11 protein-coding genes are annotated in these 17,252 nt (G+C 45.3%); 8 read left to right on the top strand and 3 right to left on the bottom strand.

The genetic code is table 11. From position 1 onward, the window contains the following. Positions 1–8: 8 nt before the first annotated feature. Together rpiA and NIASO_RS11480 are read right to left on the bottom strand one after the other, a co-directional pair. Complete coding sequence (gene rpiA, locus NIASO_RS11485) at positions 9–692, bottom strand: ribose-5-phosphate isomerase RpiA (protein WP_008585948.1); 684 nt, start codon at positions 690–692, stop codon at positions 9–11. 13 nt (positions 693–705) lie between these two features. Beyond that, positions 706–1,899, bottom strand: coding sequence for an aspartate aminotransferase family protein (locus NIASO_RS11480; protein ID WP_008585947.1), 1,194 nt, complete (start codon positions 1,897–1,899; stop codon positions 706–708). 115 nt (positions 1,900–2,014) lie between these two features. On the opposite strand from NIASO_RS11480, the gene NIASO_RS11475 reads away from it, so the two are divergent. The 8 genes from NIASO_RS11475 to NIASO_RS11440 all read left to right on the top strand — a co-directional run bounded on the left by NIASO_RS11475 (position 2,015) and on the right by NIASO_RS11440 (position 14,198). Next, positions 2,015–3,418 carry a cobalamin-dependent protein gene (locus NIASO_RS11475; protein WP_008585945.1) on the top strand — a complete coding sequence of 468 codons (1,404 nt, stop codon included), beginning with the start codon at positions 2,015–2,017 and terminating at the stop codon, positions 3,416–3,418. Further along, positions 3,418–4,596: a PDDEXK nuclease domain-containing protein gene (locus NIASO_RS11470; protein WP_008585943.1), complete on the top strand. Its 1,179-nt coding sequence runs from the start codon at positions 3,418–3,420 to the stop codon at positions 4,594–4,596. Before NIASO_RS11475 ends, NIASO_RS11470 begins: the two co-directional genes overlap by 1 nt. After that, positions 4,596–6,569, top strand: a complete 1,974-nt coding sequence (locus tag NIASO_RS11465) for a methylmalonyl-CoA mutase family protein (RefSeq protein ID WP_008585942.1) — start codon at positions 4,596–4,598, stop codon at positions 6,567–6,569. The genes NIASO_RS11470 and NIASO_RS11465 overlap by 1 nt, the downstream gene beginning before the upstream one ends. A 105-nt stretch (positions 6,570–6,674) precedes the next feature. After that, positions 6,675–7,073: a hypothetical protein gene (locus tag NIASO_RS11460; RefSeq protein WP_245605176.1), complete on the top strand. Its 399-nt coding sequence runs from the start codon at positions 6,675–6,677 to the stop codon at positions 7,071–7,073. Positions 7,074–7,229: 156 nt separating this feature from the next. Further along, positions 7,230–7,763, top strand: coding sequence for an RNA polymerase sigma-70 factor (locus tag NIASO_RS11455; protein ID WP_008585940.1), 534 nt, complete (start codon positions 7,230–7,232; stop codon positions 7,761–7,763). Between the two features lie 42 nt (positions 7,764–7,805). Further along, complete coding sequence (locus NIASO_RS11450; protein WP_008585939.1) at positions 7,806–8,849, top strand: FecR family protein; 1,044 nt, start codon at positions 7,806–7,808, stop codon at positions 8,847–8,849. A 143-nt stretch (positions 8,850–8,992) separates the two neighbouring features. After that, the gene (locus NIASO_RS11445; RefSeq protein ID WP_168128488.1) at positions 8,993–12,376 is read left to right on the top strand and encodes a TonB-dependent receptor; all 3,384 of its coding nucleotides are present in this window, start codon (positions 8,993–8,995) and stop codon (positions 12,374–12,376) included. 19 nt (positions 12,377–12,395) lie between these two features. Next, the gene (locus tag NIASO_RS11440; RefSeq protein ID WP_008585937.1) at positions 12,396–14,198 is read left to right on the top strand and encodes a RagB/SusD family nutrient uptake outer membrane protein; all 1,803 of its coding nucleotides are present in this window, start codon (positions 12,396–12,398) and stop codon (positions 14,196–14,198) included. A gap of 115 nt (positions 14,199–14,313) precedes the next feature. On the opposite strand, the gene NIASO_RS11435 is transcribed toward NIASO_RS11440, so the two are convergent. Further along, on the bottom strand, positions 14,314–17,214 hold the full coding sequence (locus NIASO_RS11435) for a triple tyrosine motif-containing protein (protein ID WP_025298898.1): 2,901 nt from the start codon (positions 17,212–17,214) through the stop codon (positions 14,314–14,316). Between the last annotated feature and the right edge of the window lie 38 nt (positions 17,215–17,252).

The raw sequence follows: 17,252 nt of genomic DNA, 5'->3' as shown, positions 1-17,252 counted from the left end.
CGGCAAACCTATAAGGTTTTTAAAACCTTATAGGTTTCTGTTTTCTCCCCCTGCCCGCAAATTACCATTGAAGCCAGGTCTATAAACAGCCCATGTTCCACAACGCCGGTAATATGATCTAATGCTTTTGCCAGTGCCGCAGGCTCATCGATCAATCCGAAATCAACATCAAGGATATAGTTTTGCTGATCCGTTAGGTAAACGGTATTATTCTTTGTTCGCAGAATGGCGGCTCCATTTAATGATTTTAGTTTATGAGCCACGGCAGTGGCTGCAAAAGGAATTACTTCAACCGGCACTTTAAAGGCACCTAATTTTTCAACTTTTTTTGATGAATCGGCAATAATGATCTGTTGCTTCGTAATGGAGGCCACGATCTTCTCCCGCAGTAACGCGCCGCCGCCGCCTTTTATCAACTGGAGCCCGGCGGTAAATTCGTCCGCTCCGTCAATAGTAATATCAATTGTAGTCACTTCATTAATATCAATTAAAGGGATGCTCAGTTCCATGGCCAGACGCTTTGTTTCTTCTGAAGTAGGGATCGCTTTTATCGTTAGTCCTTCTTTTATCAATTCACCAACCCTTTGTATCGCAAAATAGGCTGTGGAACCTGTTCCCAGGCCAACGACCTGTCCGCTCTTTATATAGGTTACGGCTTCAAGGGCCGCGTTCTTTTTCTCTTGATCCTTCATGTATCGTACTTGTTTATAAATTATTTAAAGCGTTAATGATAATGCTGCAGGCTTCCCGGATCTCAGCTTCTGAAATCGTTAACGGCGGGCAAATTCTGAAGGAAGAAGCCGCAAAAAGAAACCAGTCGGTAAATACACCCATGGTCTCATTTTCAAGAATGGTATCGATCAGTTTTTTATTGAGCTCAAATGTCCCCATATCCACCGCCATCCACAAGCCAAAAGAATTAATGTTTTTTATGAGTGGATGGGTAAGCAATGATTTGAATAATTCTTCTTTTAAGGCAACGGTCTCTGCAAGTTGTTCATCCAATACTACTTTTAGAGCAGCTAAGCCCGCAGCACAGGAAACAGGATGCCCGCCAAAAGTGGTAATATGCCCCAATACCGGGTTTTCGGTCAGTGCCATCATTATATTGCGGTCGCTTACAAAGGCGCCCAGCGGCATTCCTCCTCCCAGTGCTTTCCCCAATAACAATATATCAGGTACTACATTAAAATGCTCAAATCCCCAGAGTTTCCCGGTACGGCCAAATCCCGCCTGTATTTCGTCCAGCACCAGCAATGCTCCGGTCTCCGAACATTTTTTTCTGACGGTTTGCAACCAATCCGCTTGCGGTGCAATAATGCCGCCTTCCGCCTGAACGGTTTCCAGTATGACGCAGGCGGTCGATTCATTGATCTCGTGCAGCCATTCATAACTGTTATAATCTATGTGCAGAATATCCGGCAATAAAGGACGATAAGCATTCCGCCAGTATTCATCGCCCAAAATGCTTAAAGCACCTTGTGTAGAACCATGGTAAGAATTTTTTGCAGCAATGATCCGGGTACGGTTGGTGTACCGCTTAGCGAGTTTCATTGCGCCCTCTACTGCCTCAGCACCGGAGTTGGTGAAATAAACCGAGTTCAGTTGTGCCGGTAAATAATCAGCAAGCAGCTTGGCATATTGCACCTGCGGGCTCTGCACCACTTCGCCATACACCATTACATGCAGGTATTGATCCAATTGTTTTTTAACAGCTTCAATAATTGCCGGGTGCCGGTGCCCGGTATTGGCCACGCTGATGCCGCCGATCAGGTCAATATATTCCTTGCCCGCTGTATCAAAAAGCCTGCAGCCTGTTGCTTTTGCGATTTCAAGTGAGAGTGGGGCTGCCGATGTTTGCCCCACATGCCGTAAAAAAAGTTCCCGTTGATTCATCATCTGCAAAAGTAGTTGATAAGTTGACAGGTTGATATGTTGATAAGGAGCCCCGTCAACTTTTAAACTTGTTAACTTTTTAACCTGAAACCGTACATTTGCTAACAATTGTTCGGAGATGAAAAAGGTTACTTTACGTATCGTTACGGCGGCATCCCTGTTTGACGGGCATGATGCTGCCATAAATATTATGCGACGGATCCTGCAGTCGAAAGGCGTGGAAATCATTCACCTGGGGCATAACCGCGGCGTGCAGGAAATTGTGGAATGCGCTATTGAGGAAGATGCACATGCTATTGCTATTACCAGCTACCAGGGCGGCCACCTTGAATTTTTTAAGTATATGAAAGACCTGCTCAACGAGGCGGGCTGCGGGCATATAAAGATCTTCGGCGGTGGGGGAGGTACGATTTTGCCACAGGAAATAGAAGAGCTGGAGGGTTATGGTATTGACCGGATCTATAGTCCGGATGACGGAAGAAAGTTAGGGTTAGAAGGAATGATCGAAGACCTGATCCGCCATGCCGGGTCCGATGCGGCGCTGAACGCCTATGCCCGGGCGCCGGATCACTGGAAGGGCGCTTCTCCACTGCAGGAGGCGAAAGACATTCGCTTTATTGCACGGGCCATCACCCAGGTGGAATCCGGCAACAACAACCCCGTAAAGATACCCGGGCAAAAACAAGATACAACGATCCCGGTGTTAGGCATAACCGGAACCGGGGGCGCTGGTAAATCATCTGTTACTGATGAATTGGTGCGCCGCTTCTTAAACCACTATCCGGATAAGACCATCGCTGTTGTTTCCGTGGATCCTTCCCGGAAAAAAACAGGAGGTGCTTTGCTGGGCGATCGCATCCGGATGAATGCCATTGCACATCCCAGGGCGTATATGCGCTCGATGGCCACAAGGGATGATCATGTGGCATTGAGTGGCGCCATTCAAAAAGCAATCGATGTTTGCAAAGATGCCGCCTTTGATCTGATCGTCCTGGAAAGCGCCGGAGTGGGCCAAAGCGATGCTTCTATCATTGATCACGTAGACGCAAGTATGTATGTGATGACCCCTGAATATGGCGCGGCTTCCCAGTTGGAAAAAATCAATATGCTCGATTATGCCGATATCATCTGCATTAATAAATTTGATAAAGCGGGCGCTTTAGATGCACTGATGGAAGTACGCAAACAATATAAAAGAAATCACCAGTTATGGCAGGAGCCGGATGAGGCATTACCCGTTATTGGAACCATTGCTGCGAAATTTAATGACCGGGGCGTCAATGAGCTGTTTCTAAAGGTTATCCGGGTATTGAATGCAAAATGTGCGGCTGGTTTTGAGGAAAGCATTTCATTCCAGGGAGCCGCACCAACAGAGCAGGCCATTATTCCCGGCAAAAGAGTGCGCTATCTTTCCGACATTTCAGAATCCATCCGGCAGTATAATCAATGGGTAGATGAAAGAGCGGCCATTGCTACGAAGTTGTATCAGTTGGACGGAGTGATAAAGAATTTCAATTTATAATGGCAATAATCCGATCATATAAAAAATGGCTGGGAACCTTAAAGGAGCAGATCGCGCAAAGCCGCCTGCAATCATCGTTGGCAGTTAATACCAACATGTTGCTGTTGTATTGGTTTATCGGAAAGCAGATCGTTCAAAAGGTTGATGTGGAAGATTGGGGGGCAAAAGTGATTGAACAACTGTCTGATGATCTGCAAACGTCTTTTCCGGATGTACGGGGCTTTTCCGTACGCAACCTGCTCTATATGAAACAATTTGCTGTTACCTACCCTGATCTGCTAATTACGCAACAGCCTGTTGCGCAATTACGAAATGGTCGTAATTCCGGGGCTTCCAAAACTAAAACAACGATAAAAAAGTCATCAACTGCTGCATTTACGCAACAACCTGTTGCGCAATTTGAAGCGACAGACTATTTTCTGTCAAACCCTTTATTGACAGGCATTCCGTGGGGACATCACACGTACCTGATCGATAAAATAAATGATGATGCAGAACGTTTATGGTATATTCAAAAAACAATAGAAAACAACTGGAGTCGTGCGGTGTTACAATACCAGGTAGCAACCGATTTATACCTGCGACAACATAAAACAAAGAAGATCTCTAACTTTCATTTAACCCTGCCAAAGCCGCAGGCGGATCTTGCTAACCAGATTTTAAAAGATCCCTATGTTTTCCGTTTTCCCCAAATTGGTGAATTTACTACAGAGCGCGAGTTGGAACAACATTTGATACATCACCTCCGTGATTTTATTTTGGAGCTCGGGGCCGGCTTTGCTTATGTAGGACGGCAGGTGAAATTTAAAGTAGGAAAAAAAGATTATTATATTGATTTGCTGTTTTATCATTTATTTCTGCGCTGCTTTATCGTGATCGAATTAAAAATGGAAGCATTTGAAATGGCTCATTCAGGACAAATGAATGGCTATTTGAATATGGTGAACAAGCAGTTGAAACAGGAGCAGGATCAGCCTTCAATCGGAATTATTTTATGTGCTGCAAAAGATGCTGTTGAAGTTGATTTTGCGTTGATGAATATTAACCATCCAATAGGTGTAAGCGAATATACCTTTAGCAAAGAGCTACCCCGAAAATTAAAAAACAAACTGCCTACTGCAAAGCAATTGCGGGATGAAGTGAAAACGTTTTACAAAAAATTAAAAAACCGGAAATAATGCAATCGGATCAGCATATAAAGGAGCGATTAGAGCAAAATTACCAGGCGCTGGAAAAGCAACTGGAACCGGAGTTGCAGGAACTGTTGAAAAACTGGCCACGGTTACAGGAACAATATGAAAAGGACGTTTTTGAATTTACGGTGCGTGATAGAACCATCAACCTGCCTTTAACGGCAACCTCTTTGAGCGGAACGGTCATAAAAAAGATATTGCTCCCCAAATACAAAGACTGGGGCGATTTGTTGAAATGGCAGTTGCAGGAAAATGTGCCCGGGAAATTTCCCTTTACCGCCGGCGTATTTGATCTGAAGCGGGAGGGGGAAGACCCTACCCGGATGTTTGCGGGGGAGGGTTGCCCGGAGCGGACCAATAAACGCTTTCATTATGTAAGTGCCGATAGCGCCGCCAAGCGCCTGAGCACTGCTTTTGATAGTGTAACGCTTTACGGGGAGGACCCGGGCCACCGACCGGATATTTATGGAAAGATCGGGAACAGCGGCGTTAGTATTGCTACGGTTGATGATGCAAAAAAATTGTACAGTGGTTTTGATCTTTGTCATCCGGCGACCTCTGTTTCCATGACCATTAACGGACCGGCGCCGATGATCCTTGCTTTTTTTCTCAACGCTGCCATCGACCAGGAATGCGAAAAATACATTGAGGAACATCACCTGTGGGATCAGGTTGCGGCGCTCCGTAAGGAAAAATTTGCACATTTTCCTGAACCTAAATACAATAATCCATTATCACCAGAAGGGCTTCCGCATTCCAATAACGGTCTGGGCCTGGGTTTGCTGGGATTGAGCGGTGATGAGGTGTTAGAGAAAGCCACCTATGATAAAATAAAAGCTGCTACCTTAACAAAAGTACGCGGCACCGTACAGGCGGATATTTTAAAGGAAGACCAGGCGCAGAATACCTGCATTTTTTCTACCGAGTTTGCCCTGAAGCTAATGGGCGATGTGCAGGAATACTTTATAAAAAACAAGGTGAGAAATTTCTACAGCGTCAGCATCAGTGGTTATCACATAGCCGAAGCTGGTGCCAACCCCATAACCCAATTGGCCTTTACATTGTCTAATGGGTTTACCTATGTAGAGTATTACCTCAGCCGCGGCATGCATATTGATGATTTTGCGCCCAACCTTTCTTTTTTCTTCAGTAATGGTATGGATCCTGAGTACAGCGTCATCGGTCGTGTGGCGCGCCGGATCTGGGCCAAGGCGATTAAAAATGTGTACAAAGGCAATGAGCGTTCTCAAAAATTAAAATATCATATCCAGACATCGGGTCGCAGCCTGCATGCCCAGGAAATCGATTTTAATGATATCCGCACCACACTTCAGGCGCTGTATGCCATTTATGATAACTGTAATTCCTTACATACCAACGCCTATGATGAGGCGATCACTACACCAACAGAAGAAAGTGTACGCAGGGCAATGGCGATACAACTGATCATTAACCGGGAGCTGGGCACTGTAGCGTCGGAAAATTTTATACAGGGGAGTTTCGCCATTGAGGAGCTGACCAATCTCGTGGAAGAAGCGGTATTGTCGGAATTTGACCGCATTAATGAACGGGGCGGTGTTTTAGGCGCCATGGAACGCATGTACCAGCGCAATAAGATCCAGGAGGAAAGCCTGTATTATGAGATGAAAAAGAACGACGGCAGTTTGCCCTTAATTGGAGTAAATACTTTTTTAAACAAACAGGGAAGCCCTACCGTTTTACCCAATGAAGTGATCCGCAGCATCCCCGCCGAAAAAGAGCAACAAATAACCAATCTCAAAAACTTCCGGGAACGCAATAACGAAAAAAACGCTGCGGCCATTACTGCTTTAAAACAGGCCGCTATTGAAGGCACCAATTTATTTGAGGTGCTCATGGATTGTGTAAAAACCTGTTCTTTAGGGCAGATCACCCATGCATTATATGAGGTTGGAGGGCAATATCGGCGCAGTATGTAATATATTTGCTTAATTTCGCCAGATTCTATTACAAAATAAATAATTATGGAAACGGGGCTGCTACACTTGCATAGTTTTTTACGCTGGATAATTTTATTATTATTAGTGATTGCAATACTCAGAAGTATTGGCGCGGGCAACAAGCCTTTTACAATCGGACAGCGCCGTATCGGGTCGTTTTTAACCATCGTTGTGGATATTGAGTTGCTGATTGGTTTGATACAATGGTTTACCGGTCCCTGGGGATATAAACAGCTTACTTCAAGACCAATGGCAGAAATCATGGCCGACCCCGTCGCCCGTTTTTTTACCGTGGAGCATATCACGATGATGATCATTGCCGTGGCGTTGATCCATATTGGCAAATCAGCAGGGAAAAAGAACATTTCTGACAGGAAAAAGCATCGTAAAACAGCACTTTTTTACGTGCTGGCTTTAATTATTATCCTTGCCGCAGTTCCCTGGCCGTTCAGGGCGGTAGGAGCTGGCAGAGGGTGGTTCTGATCCGGCGCTGATATAATCTTTTAAACATTTTGCAGCCTTTGCCGGCTGCTTTCTTTTTTCTAAAAACCAGTATGGGCAATACGCTGTTTATAGCAAATACTGAAATCGCTGCTTTATTAGCAAATGGTGTATAATGAGAACGAAATAATAGTATTAATGCGCGCATCAGATCCGAAGGCATTTGAGACTTTATTTCGTATCCACTATCAGCCGCTTTGCTTATTTGCCAATCGTTTTTTGAATGATCTGGAGCTATCGAAAGAAACTGTGTCCGATGTTTTTTCTTATTTATGGGAGCACCGGACAACTATTGTGATCAGCGTCTCGTTAAAAGCGTATTTACACAAAATAGTCCAAAACAAATGCCTGAATATCATCAAAAGAAAAAAAATCGAGAACCGGTATGTTGATTATATGTTGCGAACAGGCCTTGTGAACGACAATACCTATTTCGATAAGATAACAGATGCTTATTACAGTAAACAGCTTGGGGAGGAGATCAATGGAGCGATCAACAAGCTGCCCGAACGTTGCCGGGAAATATTCCGGCTCAGCCGTTTTGAAGAAATGAGCTACAAAGAAATAGCAGAAAGGCTTTCCATCAGCCCCAAAACAGTTGAAAATCAAATGGGCATAGCGCTTGCCAAACTAAAAGCAGCGCTTAATAAATTTTTAACATTTTTTTTCTGATCCTTTGGGGGTAGCGGAATAGTTGATTGTCTTGTAGAGTATATGACAGACCAAATCAACATTTTGCTGGCTAAATATGTAAGCGGCGAGGCAAACGAGATGGAAAAGAAACAGGTGGAACATTGGATTGCCGAAACCCCTGAAAATGAGCAATATTATATCCAGATCTATGATCTCTGGCATCTTTCTGTAGCGCAACACACCATAAATTTTGTGGATAGTGGCCTGGCGTATCAACAGTTTTTAACACAAAACAATTTATTGCACCAGCACCGCAGTTTTTGGAGCGGGCGGGGCAACGGGCTGCTATTAAAAGTGGCCGCCCTGGTATTGCTTACTGCGGGCCTGGCTTACCTGGCTTTTTTCAGCCGGAAGACCGGGGTTGCATCGCGCTATTATGTTAGCGCCAAAAATATAAGCAAACGGGTGGTTTTACCCGACAGCACCGTCGTTTGGATCAATGAAAACAGTTCTGTAAGCTGGGATAAAGATTTTGGCAGCAGTAACCGGAATGTGTATTTAGAGGGAGAGGGCAATTTTGAAATAAATAACCACCATAGCAGGATCCCTTTTATTGTAAATACCCCGGGTTTTACCATTCGCGATATCGGCACGGTATTCGACATTAAGGCGTTTTCAAAAGACTCCGCATTTGAGGCATTCGTGGTTAATGGTAAGATCAGCATTGAGGACAGGCATCAGTCTGGCAGCCAACCGGTTTATTTATCTAAAAATGAGCTGATAAAGATTGCGCCTGCATTAAACCGGAAGGAGGATGACTTCCAGCAGCGCAGGTCATCCATATCCAGCCGGGATATTCAGCAGGTAAGCGATGTGCAGCCCTATTTGCAATGGAAAGAAGCCTCGCTCAGCTTTGAAGCCAAAGGGCTTCCGGAATTATTGCGCTTGCTCAGTGAAAAGTATAATGTGGAGATTGTATTTAACGAAAACGAACTTGAAAACTATAAATATACCGGGAAGTTCAACAGCCAGATGAGCATTGAAACACTCCTGGAGATCATTAAAGAAACCACTCCGATCCATTATGAGAAAAGCGGCCAGAAAATTCTTATAAAAGCAAAATAAAAAACCGGGGATGCGCCAACATCTCCCGGCTGAATTGTTGCTTCGATTGTCAAATTTTAATTCTAAAACAACAGATCAAAAGTATGAAAAAAAGGGTTCCTTGGCTTTATGCGATTAGCCATCGTGAAAAATTATTCCGGATTATGAAATTAAGTGCACTGCTGCTTTTTGTTAGTATTACCCAGGTTTATGCCACCGGTTACGGGCAGGAACGGTTTTCACTTAATAAGCATAATATAAGTGTACAGGAGGCAATTAAAGAAATTGAGCATATCACTAATTACTCCATTTTTTATCGGGTGGATCAGATCGATCTGAATAAGAAAGTGGATATTGCGGTTACCAATGTGCCCATTGCTGTTATTATGGAAAAGTTGCTGAACGGGCAATCTTTGACCAGCAGGGTGATTAACAATACCATTGTGATCCGTTCCCAGCAACATGTGGTAACAGGCGTGGTAACCGATTCCGCAACAGGAAAGCCTTTGGTGGGCGTTACGGTTCAGGAAAAGCAAACGGTTAATACTGCTGTTACGGACGGGAGTGGGCAATATTCGATCCAGGTTGCCAGTGACAATGCCGTTTTGGAGTTTACGAGCATTGGCTATAAATCCTATTCCGTTGTAGTAGGTAGTAAAGAAAAGATCGATGTGGTATTGAGCTCGATTCCGCAAGCTCTTGACGAAGTGGTTGTGGTGGGTTATGGTACACAACGCAAAGCTAATTTGACCGGGTCTGTATACCAGGTTGGATCCAAGGAACTGGCTAACCGGCCCGTAAATAATATCGGCCAGGCCTTACAGGGATTGGTGCCCAATTTGAATGTAACCAATAATGACGGCGCCCCCAATTCAATGCCCGCGTTTAACATAAGAGGCGGAACTTCTTACGCAAAAGATCCTAACGACGGTAAATGGAAAGTATCCAATGGAAGCCCTTATATATTGGTGGATGGGGTAGAAATGGATATTAACCTGTTGAACCCCGAGGATATAGAGAGTATTTCTGTTTTGAGCGATGCCTCTTCCTCGGCTATTTACGGGGCACGCGCCGCCTTTGGTGTGATACTGGTTACCACTAAGAAAGGTAAGTTTAATCAAAAAGCCAATGTTACCTATTCCAATATGTTCCAATGGAACAGCCCCACTGCCCGGCCTGACATGTTAAATTCAACACAGGTGCAGCAGGCCCTTATCAATGCATATGGCCTGGTGGGGCAGTCGGCGCCCGCTAAAGAACTGCAGCGCCTCGATAGTATTAAAGCCTATGCAGCGGATCCCGCCCACCATAATCCTTATTATATGGATGGCAATTCCATCATCTGGAATGGGAATGTTAACCCTTACCAGTTAGGCGTGCGTAACTCAACACCTTCGCAAAAGCATAATCTGACTATTTCGGGTGGAGGGGAAAAGAACTCTTATTACGCATCGCTGGGCGTGCTGGATCAGAATGGCGTATATGCGTTCAATACCGATAAGTTCAGGAGGTATAATTTTATGCTGAATGTTTCCTCAAAAGTGACCGATTGGTTCCGGGTTGATTTTAAATCAAATTACACCAGGGAAACGTATTCACGGCCGGTGAACCCCGGTGGTAAAGGCGGCTGGTGGCGCGCCATGTCGCAGGAACCGGCGCGCAATGTATTTATGCCGCTCACCACTCCAGGCAATGCGCCCATCCCCAATAATTACACGGGCAATATATTGTCTTATATGGCTTATGGGTCCAACAACCGCGATGATAATTCTATTTTGCTGTTGACGGCATCTCCAACGCTTACTCCTTTAAAAAACTGGAATATTAAGGCCGACATTTCATACAGGGCAGAGTTTGATCAGAACAAGACGGTTGTTCCATTGCTGCAAAAAGTGGAAACCGACTGGAATCCTGCTGATATGACTACGGATTATACCAATCCGAGTTATATTTCCAAGGATGCAGCGAACGGGTATCATTATACCATTAATGCATATACGGATTATACGCTGAAGCTCAATAATCATAACCTTTACGGGCTGGTGGGCTTTAACCAGGAACAGGATAAATCGGCAGATCTGAACGCTACCGGAAATGGTATTGTTAATAATAATGTGCCGGTTATTAATCTTACTTCCGGACAAAAAGTGCCGGCCGATGCGGAATCGGCGTGGGCAACACAAGGCCTGTTTTATCGCTTCACTTATGATTATAAGGGAAAATATCTGTTGCAGTCGAATGGCCGTTATGATATGTCTTCAAAATTTCCTTCGGACAGGAGAGGTAAGTTATTTCCGGGTGTTTCCGTTGGATGGAGGGTATCGCAGGAGGATTTCATGAACGGCATCAGCAATGTGCTTACGGATTTTAAACTGAGGGCAAGTTATGCCAGTCTGGGAAACCAAAATGTGCGGAACTATTTATACATTCCTACTTACGTAACCCAAACCCAGGTGAACCAATTATTTGGCGGGATAAGGCCTGTAGGTATTACGCCGCCCGGCCTGATAGATCCCAATATTACCTGGGAAACAGCCACCACTGCTGATATAGGTTTTGATGCAACATTTATAAAAAAGCTTACGGTTAACTTTTCCTGGTATAACCGCAAAACAACAGATATTCTTTCCGATGGGGCAAAATATCCTGCAGTATTAGGCGCTGCGGCTCCTACACAAAATTCCGGAACGCTGCAATCGAGGGGTTTCGATCTGAAGGTGGACTGGCATGATGTAAGCTCGTACGGGCTTACGTACAATCTCTCCCTGGCCTTGTCAAATTATAAGACAACCGTTCTGAATTACAAAGGGAATCCGAACCTGCTGTTGAGCACATTATATAATGGAATGGTAGCAGGAGATATCTGGGGATATCAAACGGTAGGGATCTACCAAAACCAGGCGGAGATTGATCAGGGACCGAATCAAAGGTTGATAACGCCCGGCATTATCCGCCCCGGGGATGTGCATTTTAAAGACCTGGATGGCAATGATACGATCAGTAATGGCCAGAATACCTTGCTGAATCACGGAGATCAGAAAGTGATTGGGAATTCCACTCCGAAATATGCGTTCAGCCTGAACAGCTTTCTTAGTTACAAAAATTTTGACCTGAATATTTACCTGCAGGGTGTTGGTAAACGGGATTATTATATTGGCGATAACTTATTCTGGGGCGCTATCGCCAATGGCAGCATCACCACTGCATCGGGAGGTATTGGAACCGAGCAGGTGTATAACAATTCCTGGACGCCCGACCGGCCCAATGCCTTGTACCCGGCATATAAAGGCGGACAAATCGGCAACATAACCACCCAGACAAGATTTTTGTTTAACGCTGCCTATCTGCGTTTAAAGAACCTGTCCATAGGGTACACGCTGCCGCGGGCATGGGCGCAGCGTATCGCCATGCAGAAACTGCGGATCAGCGCATCGGGTTATAACCTGCTTACGTTTAGCGGGATCCCCAAGTACTTTGATCCGGAAACGCTTTCAGCAAACTATCCTATTCAAAAATCAGTAGCGTTAAGTCTACAGGTTACGTTTTAACTATTTAAAGGAATTAGTCATGTTAAAAAATATATCGATATACCTTTTTTTACTTACTGTGGCATTTGGTGCCAGCAATTGCAGTAAGAAATCGCTGGACCAGTTTCCACTGGACCAGATCAGCGGACAAACCTATTGGAATACAGAGCAGGATTTACAATTGTATAATAATGCGGTTTACCCGTTATATATAGTGGGATTTGGAACCGGCTTTGGGGATGCTACCCTACAGCCCTGGGGCGTAACGCAGGCGCAGATCGTATACGGCGACCAGATAACCGATAACGCCGCTCCGCTTAATTATTCCACCGTTGCAGCCAACCAATTTATCGGGTATACAAAAGATGGGAGCGGCTCCGACGGATGGAATTTTAGCAACATCAGGACGCTGAATTACTTTTTGGATAACTATCAAAAAGCGCAGCTCACAGACAGCATCAAACACATCTATGCCGGTGAGATCTATTTCTTTAAAGCGTGGGATTATTTTGAAAAAGTAAAATTGTTTGGTGATGTGCCGTGGATTACGCACGTATTGAGCACCAATTCACCGGAATTGCAAGCCCCACGCACGCCACGTGCCCAGGTAATGGATTCCGTAACGGCGCTGCTGGATAAAGCCATAGCGTGGTTACCCGCGAAAGGCACCACGGGGTGGACCGATCGGCTTAATAAAGATGCTGCCCTTCATTTAAAAGCGCGGATCGGGTTGCATGAAGGCACGTTTAGAAAATACCATGGTATTGCCGACTACCAGAAATTTTTAACCATGGCGGTTCAGGCCTGTGAGACATTAATGAGCAGCGGGCATTATTCCATCTATAAATACCCTTCCGTTGCCGATCCGTATAACCAGCAATTTGGACAATATACGTATGCTAATAACCCCGAAATTATTCTATGGAAACAATATTCAGCCGACGTGCAGTTGGGGGTGGCCTTCAGCAGGTATTTTGCACAGAACCTTCGTGCCCAGTTTGGTGTAACCCGGAACCTGGTGGATGAATATTTGTGCACCGATGGCAACCCCATAAGCACCAGCCCGCTGTACAATAGCGCCAATCGCGGTTTGATCACAAAAGAATTTGCGAACCGGGATCCCCGGCTGGCGCAGACCGTTGCGCAATACGGCACTTATGAATTGGCAAATACCTCTATCCAGGGAGCTAATAATGCACCCTATCCGAATCTTCCCGGCTTATCCGGAAATAAATGTCCGACTGGTTACCGGTTAGCAAAATGGTTTTTAAATGACCCTGCGGACTGGAACCGGATCACCAATGGCATGCAGGCCTGCCCCATCTTCCGTTATGCAGAAACATTATTGATCTATGCGGAAGCGAAGGCAGAATTAAACCAATGCGACCAGGGGGTGCTGGATAATACCATTAATAAATTAAGGGACCGGGTAGGCATGCCGCATTTGATGATCGGCACCCTACCTGCCGATCCGGAATTGGACGCCGCTTATACTCAATACTGCGATTATACACCATCGCCCCTGCTGCGGGAAATAAGAAGAGAGCGCCGGGTGGAACTGGCTTTTGAAAACACCCGCTGGGATGACCTGATGCGGTGGAAGGCCGGCAAATTTTTGAATATTCCTGTGCTGGGAATGAAATTTGTGCAGACAGAATATCCGAAATTAACGCCTGGTAAGGATCTGTATGTAAATGAAACCGGTTATATAGAACCCTATCAGAAAACAATGCCCGGCCGTAACAGGGTTTTTGACGACCGGCAGTATTATTTCCCCATCCCGATAGAAGACCTTACGCTGAACCCGAACCTGGTACAAAACCCCGGTTGGTTAAGTAAGTAGCGGCAAGCAATCAGTAGTGAATAGTGAGTAGTCAATAGTTAATGGAGTTCCATTAACCATTGACTACTCATTTTTTTTGTTTTCTTCCCCATCCTGCTTCGCCCCTGAGAACGCCCTATGAAAACTCCTGAATAAAATCAGAAAGTGATTGGTTGGCTGCAAGACTGAACTTTTTCCTCAGCCGGTAACGGGCAATTTCCACTCCCTTGAGTGTAATATTTAGCAGTTGCGCAATTTCCTTTGATGATAGATTCATTTTCACATAGGCGCAGATCTTCATATCACTGGGTGTTAGTGTGGGGTAGGCAGCTTTTATATTGTGCAGGAAATTGTTATGCACCTGGTCAAAATGAATGGAAAAGTGGTTCCAGTCATCCTCGCTCTTTTCCTCCTCAACAATCAGTTTTATCAGGCGGTTAAACGCTTTCTTTTCCGTCGTATTACTGATCTGCTTAACCCCCTCGGCTACTTCTTCTTTTATCTTACCCAGTAAGCGCCCCCGCTTATACAGGTGCATAGTGGTGGTAGCCAGTTCTTTGTTTTTATACTGCACTTTCGTTTCCAACTGCTCTTTTTGCAGTTGAATGATTTTCATTCCGCTTCGTTCGTTCTCCAGTTCAAAGATGTATTTTAACTGGGCCTGCTCTTTTTCATATTTCGCTTTCTGTTTTTGCAGTCTTCTGCGTTGCATCCGGTGCAGCAAATAAACCAGCCACCCCGCCAACAACAGGTATCCCAGCCAGGCCGGTATAGTCTGATACCAACGCGGAAGTATCTCAAACGCATAACTGATGGGAGCGGTTTCCTGTCCCCACCGGTCTTTTGCTTTTATAAGAAAACGGTATTTGCCATAGGGTAAATTGGTATAATCTTTAACTGTTTTGGCAGACCAGGCGGACCAGTCAGGGTCAAAACCTTTCAACTGGTAGCTATATTGTATCTTGTCTGCATACATGATATCGTCGGCTGTAAATTCAAAATGAAAAGAGTTGAATACAGCAGGCAGCCTTATTTCTTCCCTGTTAAAGGGCGGCGGGGAATTACCCGTTTGGCCGGGGATTGAATAGCCATTAAACAGCAAGGAATCTCTTGTGCCAATCGCCTGTATTTTATTAAACGAGACGCGGATGGCAATTTTACTGTGTTTATAGCTGTCAAAATTAAAATGGTAAATTCCTTTTGAGGAGTTGATCAATATGTTCTGATCATCAAATGGATAAATTTGTTCGAAACCGGCAATGAGCTGCCCGTCCAGCTCGGGAATATATTGAATATGCCCCCCGTCCAGTACACCCATGTTTTTTTCTGTTGCAAACCAGATGCGGCCTTTTGCGTCTTCCGTCATGAACTTAACAGACAGGTTGCCAAATAAAGGCCCATAGGTGGTTGACTTTTTGAACCTGTGTAGATGCTCCTCCCATTCATAAATGCCTTGCTCGGTGGCAAAAACTATTTTTCCGCCGATCTTAAAAACAAAATTATTATTGTTAGTGGGGAGCCCCTGCTTCGTGGTCAGCCATTCTACAGCTAGTTCCCGGTCAAAATTGGGGGTCATTTGTATCCGGTATATGCCCCGGTAGGGGTGCGAGGCCCATACCGTATGGCTGGAAGTGTCTACTTCTATAAAACGCAATGACTCCCGAAGATTATTATCCGGCATGCGGACCGGGACCAGGGTATTATTTTTAGTATCATATATCTGGATACCGGAGTACGTGCCGGAAATGATTTTTGAGCGCCCGGGTACAGCACGGTACAACCAGGTGCCTCCCAAACGGCGCTCCAGTAATTGAGCGCTGCCTGTGTTGATGATAAAGGCGCCGTCATTCATGCCGGTTAAAAGCAGGTTCCCGATGATGGCGATGCTCCAAACCTGCCCGGAAGTATTGGCCAGCTTTTTAAAAGCACCCTGCGAAAAACTGATGTCCCGGTGGACGCCTTGTTCCAGCGGGGCATAATAAATACCGTCGGAGGTGCCAATATACAGGTGGTTTTTGAATATGCCTGCCGTATAACCCGCCAGGCGGGTACGGGGCACCGGGGCAATCAATTGCAGGGGTGCCATATAATTAATGAGGTCAATGCCATTATCCAGTCCTGCCCAAAGGCTCTGCCGGTGATCTTTGTAAAGAGATAGAACATTGTTATTCTGAAGCCCGTTTTCCATGGAAAGATGGCGGATAAGTTTACCCGAACGATGGAGTAAAAAAATACCTGCAGAAACAGTGCCCACGGCAAAACGTTCCTCATCTGTTTTTAAAGCGGTGTAGATCTGAGCGGATTGCAGAGCGGCAGCCACCGGTAATTTGCTGAGGTGGTTTTCCGTGATAATATAAATGCCGTTCCGGAGCGTGGTAAGCAGAAGGCTGTCTTTTCCAAACGCCATTAATGCAGTAGGTATCGCTTCTTTTGGTATTTGACCGGGCAGGGGTGTCCAGCGGCCATTTTTAAAACTGACAAGTCCCTGCTCTTCATTACAAGCCAAAAGCCGGTGCCCGGCTATTTCAAGAAAGTCCCATTTCGCGTTCCGGGTGGTGGCGTAGGTGGTAACCTGGTGATTGGAAAGGTCTATTTCATAAATTTTCCGGTAGGTCCGGAAAAAAAGATGCTGTCCCTGTAATACAATTTTCCAGACATCGCCAAAATTCCGGTCGGCAGGCTCAATATGACCCATCAGGGAAGTATATACCAGGTTGCCCACCCGGTCCGGGAAAAAGTATCCGATCTCCCCCTGAGCCCCCACATATATTTTCCCATCCGCCGTCAGCAGCAATGACCTTACAATTGTTTTATTAGGAACCTTAAATGTTTTCCACTCCAGGCCATTATAGGTAACCAGCCCCGCGTTATTGGCAAAATAAACAGTGCCGGAACCACTTTCTGCCATTTGCCATGTTTGGGAGCCGGTTTTTGTAAATTCCGGGGTGAAGTTCATGACCTCAGGAAGGGCAATACTGTTTTGCGCACGGGCAAAAAAACAGGGAAATAAGGCCAAAAGCAGGGTTGCAATTTTCACTGGGTAAATGAATGTTCGTTTGAATGCAAATATCCGGG

This window comes from Niabella soli DSM 19437 (assembly GCF_000243115.2).
GTDB lineage: Bacteria > Bacteroidota > Bacteroidia > Chitinophagales > Chitinophagaceae > Niabella > Niabella soli.
The sequence above is the reverse complement of the archived record's forward strand: the minus strand, read 5'-3'. Positions and strand labels throughout refer to the sequence as shown.

Excerpts from the sequence above, each read along its gene's own strand:
- rpiA (WP_008585948.1), bottom strand. The coding sequence starts at position 692 with ATGAAGGATCAAGAGAAAAAGAACGCGGCCCTTGAAGCCGTAACCTAT.
- NIASO_RS11480 (WP_008585947.1), bottom strand. The coding sequence starts at position 1,899 with ATGATGAATCAACGGGAACTTTTTTTACGGCATGTGGGGCAAACATCG.
- NIASO_RS11475 (WP_008585945.1), top strand. The coding sequence starts at position 2,015 with ATGAAAAAGGTTACTTTACGTATCGTTACGGCGGCATCCCTGTTTGAC.
- NIASO_RS11470 (WP_008585943.1), top strand. The coding sequence starts at position 3,418 with ATGGCAATAATCCGATCATATAAAAAATGGCTGGGAACCTTAAAGGAG.
- NIASO_RS11465 (WP_008585942.1), top strand. The coding sequence starts at position 4,596 with ATGCAATCGGATCAGCATATAAAGGAGCGATTAGAGCAAAATTACCAG.
- NIASO_RS11455 (WP_008585940.1), top strand. The coding sequence starts at position 7,230 with ATGCGCGCATCAGATCCGAAGGCATTTGAGACTTTATTTCGTATCCAC.
- NIASO_RS11450 (WP_008585939.1), top strand. The coding sequence starts at position 7,806 with ATGACAGACCAAATCAACATTTTGCTGGCTAAATATGTAAGCGGCGAG.
- NIASO_RS11445 (WP_168128488.1), top strand. The coding sequence starts at position 8,993 with ATGAAATTAAGTGCACTGCTGCTTTTTGTTAGTATTACCCAGGTTTAT.
- NIASO_RS11440 (WP_008585937.1), top strand. The coding sequence starts at position 12,396 with ATGTTAAAAAATATATCGATATACCTTTTTTTACTTACTGTGGCATTT.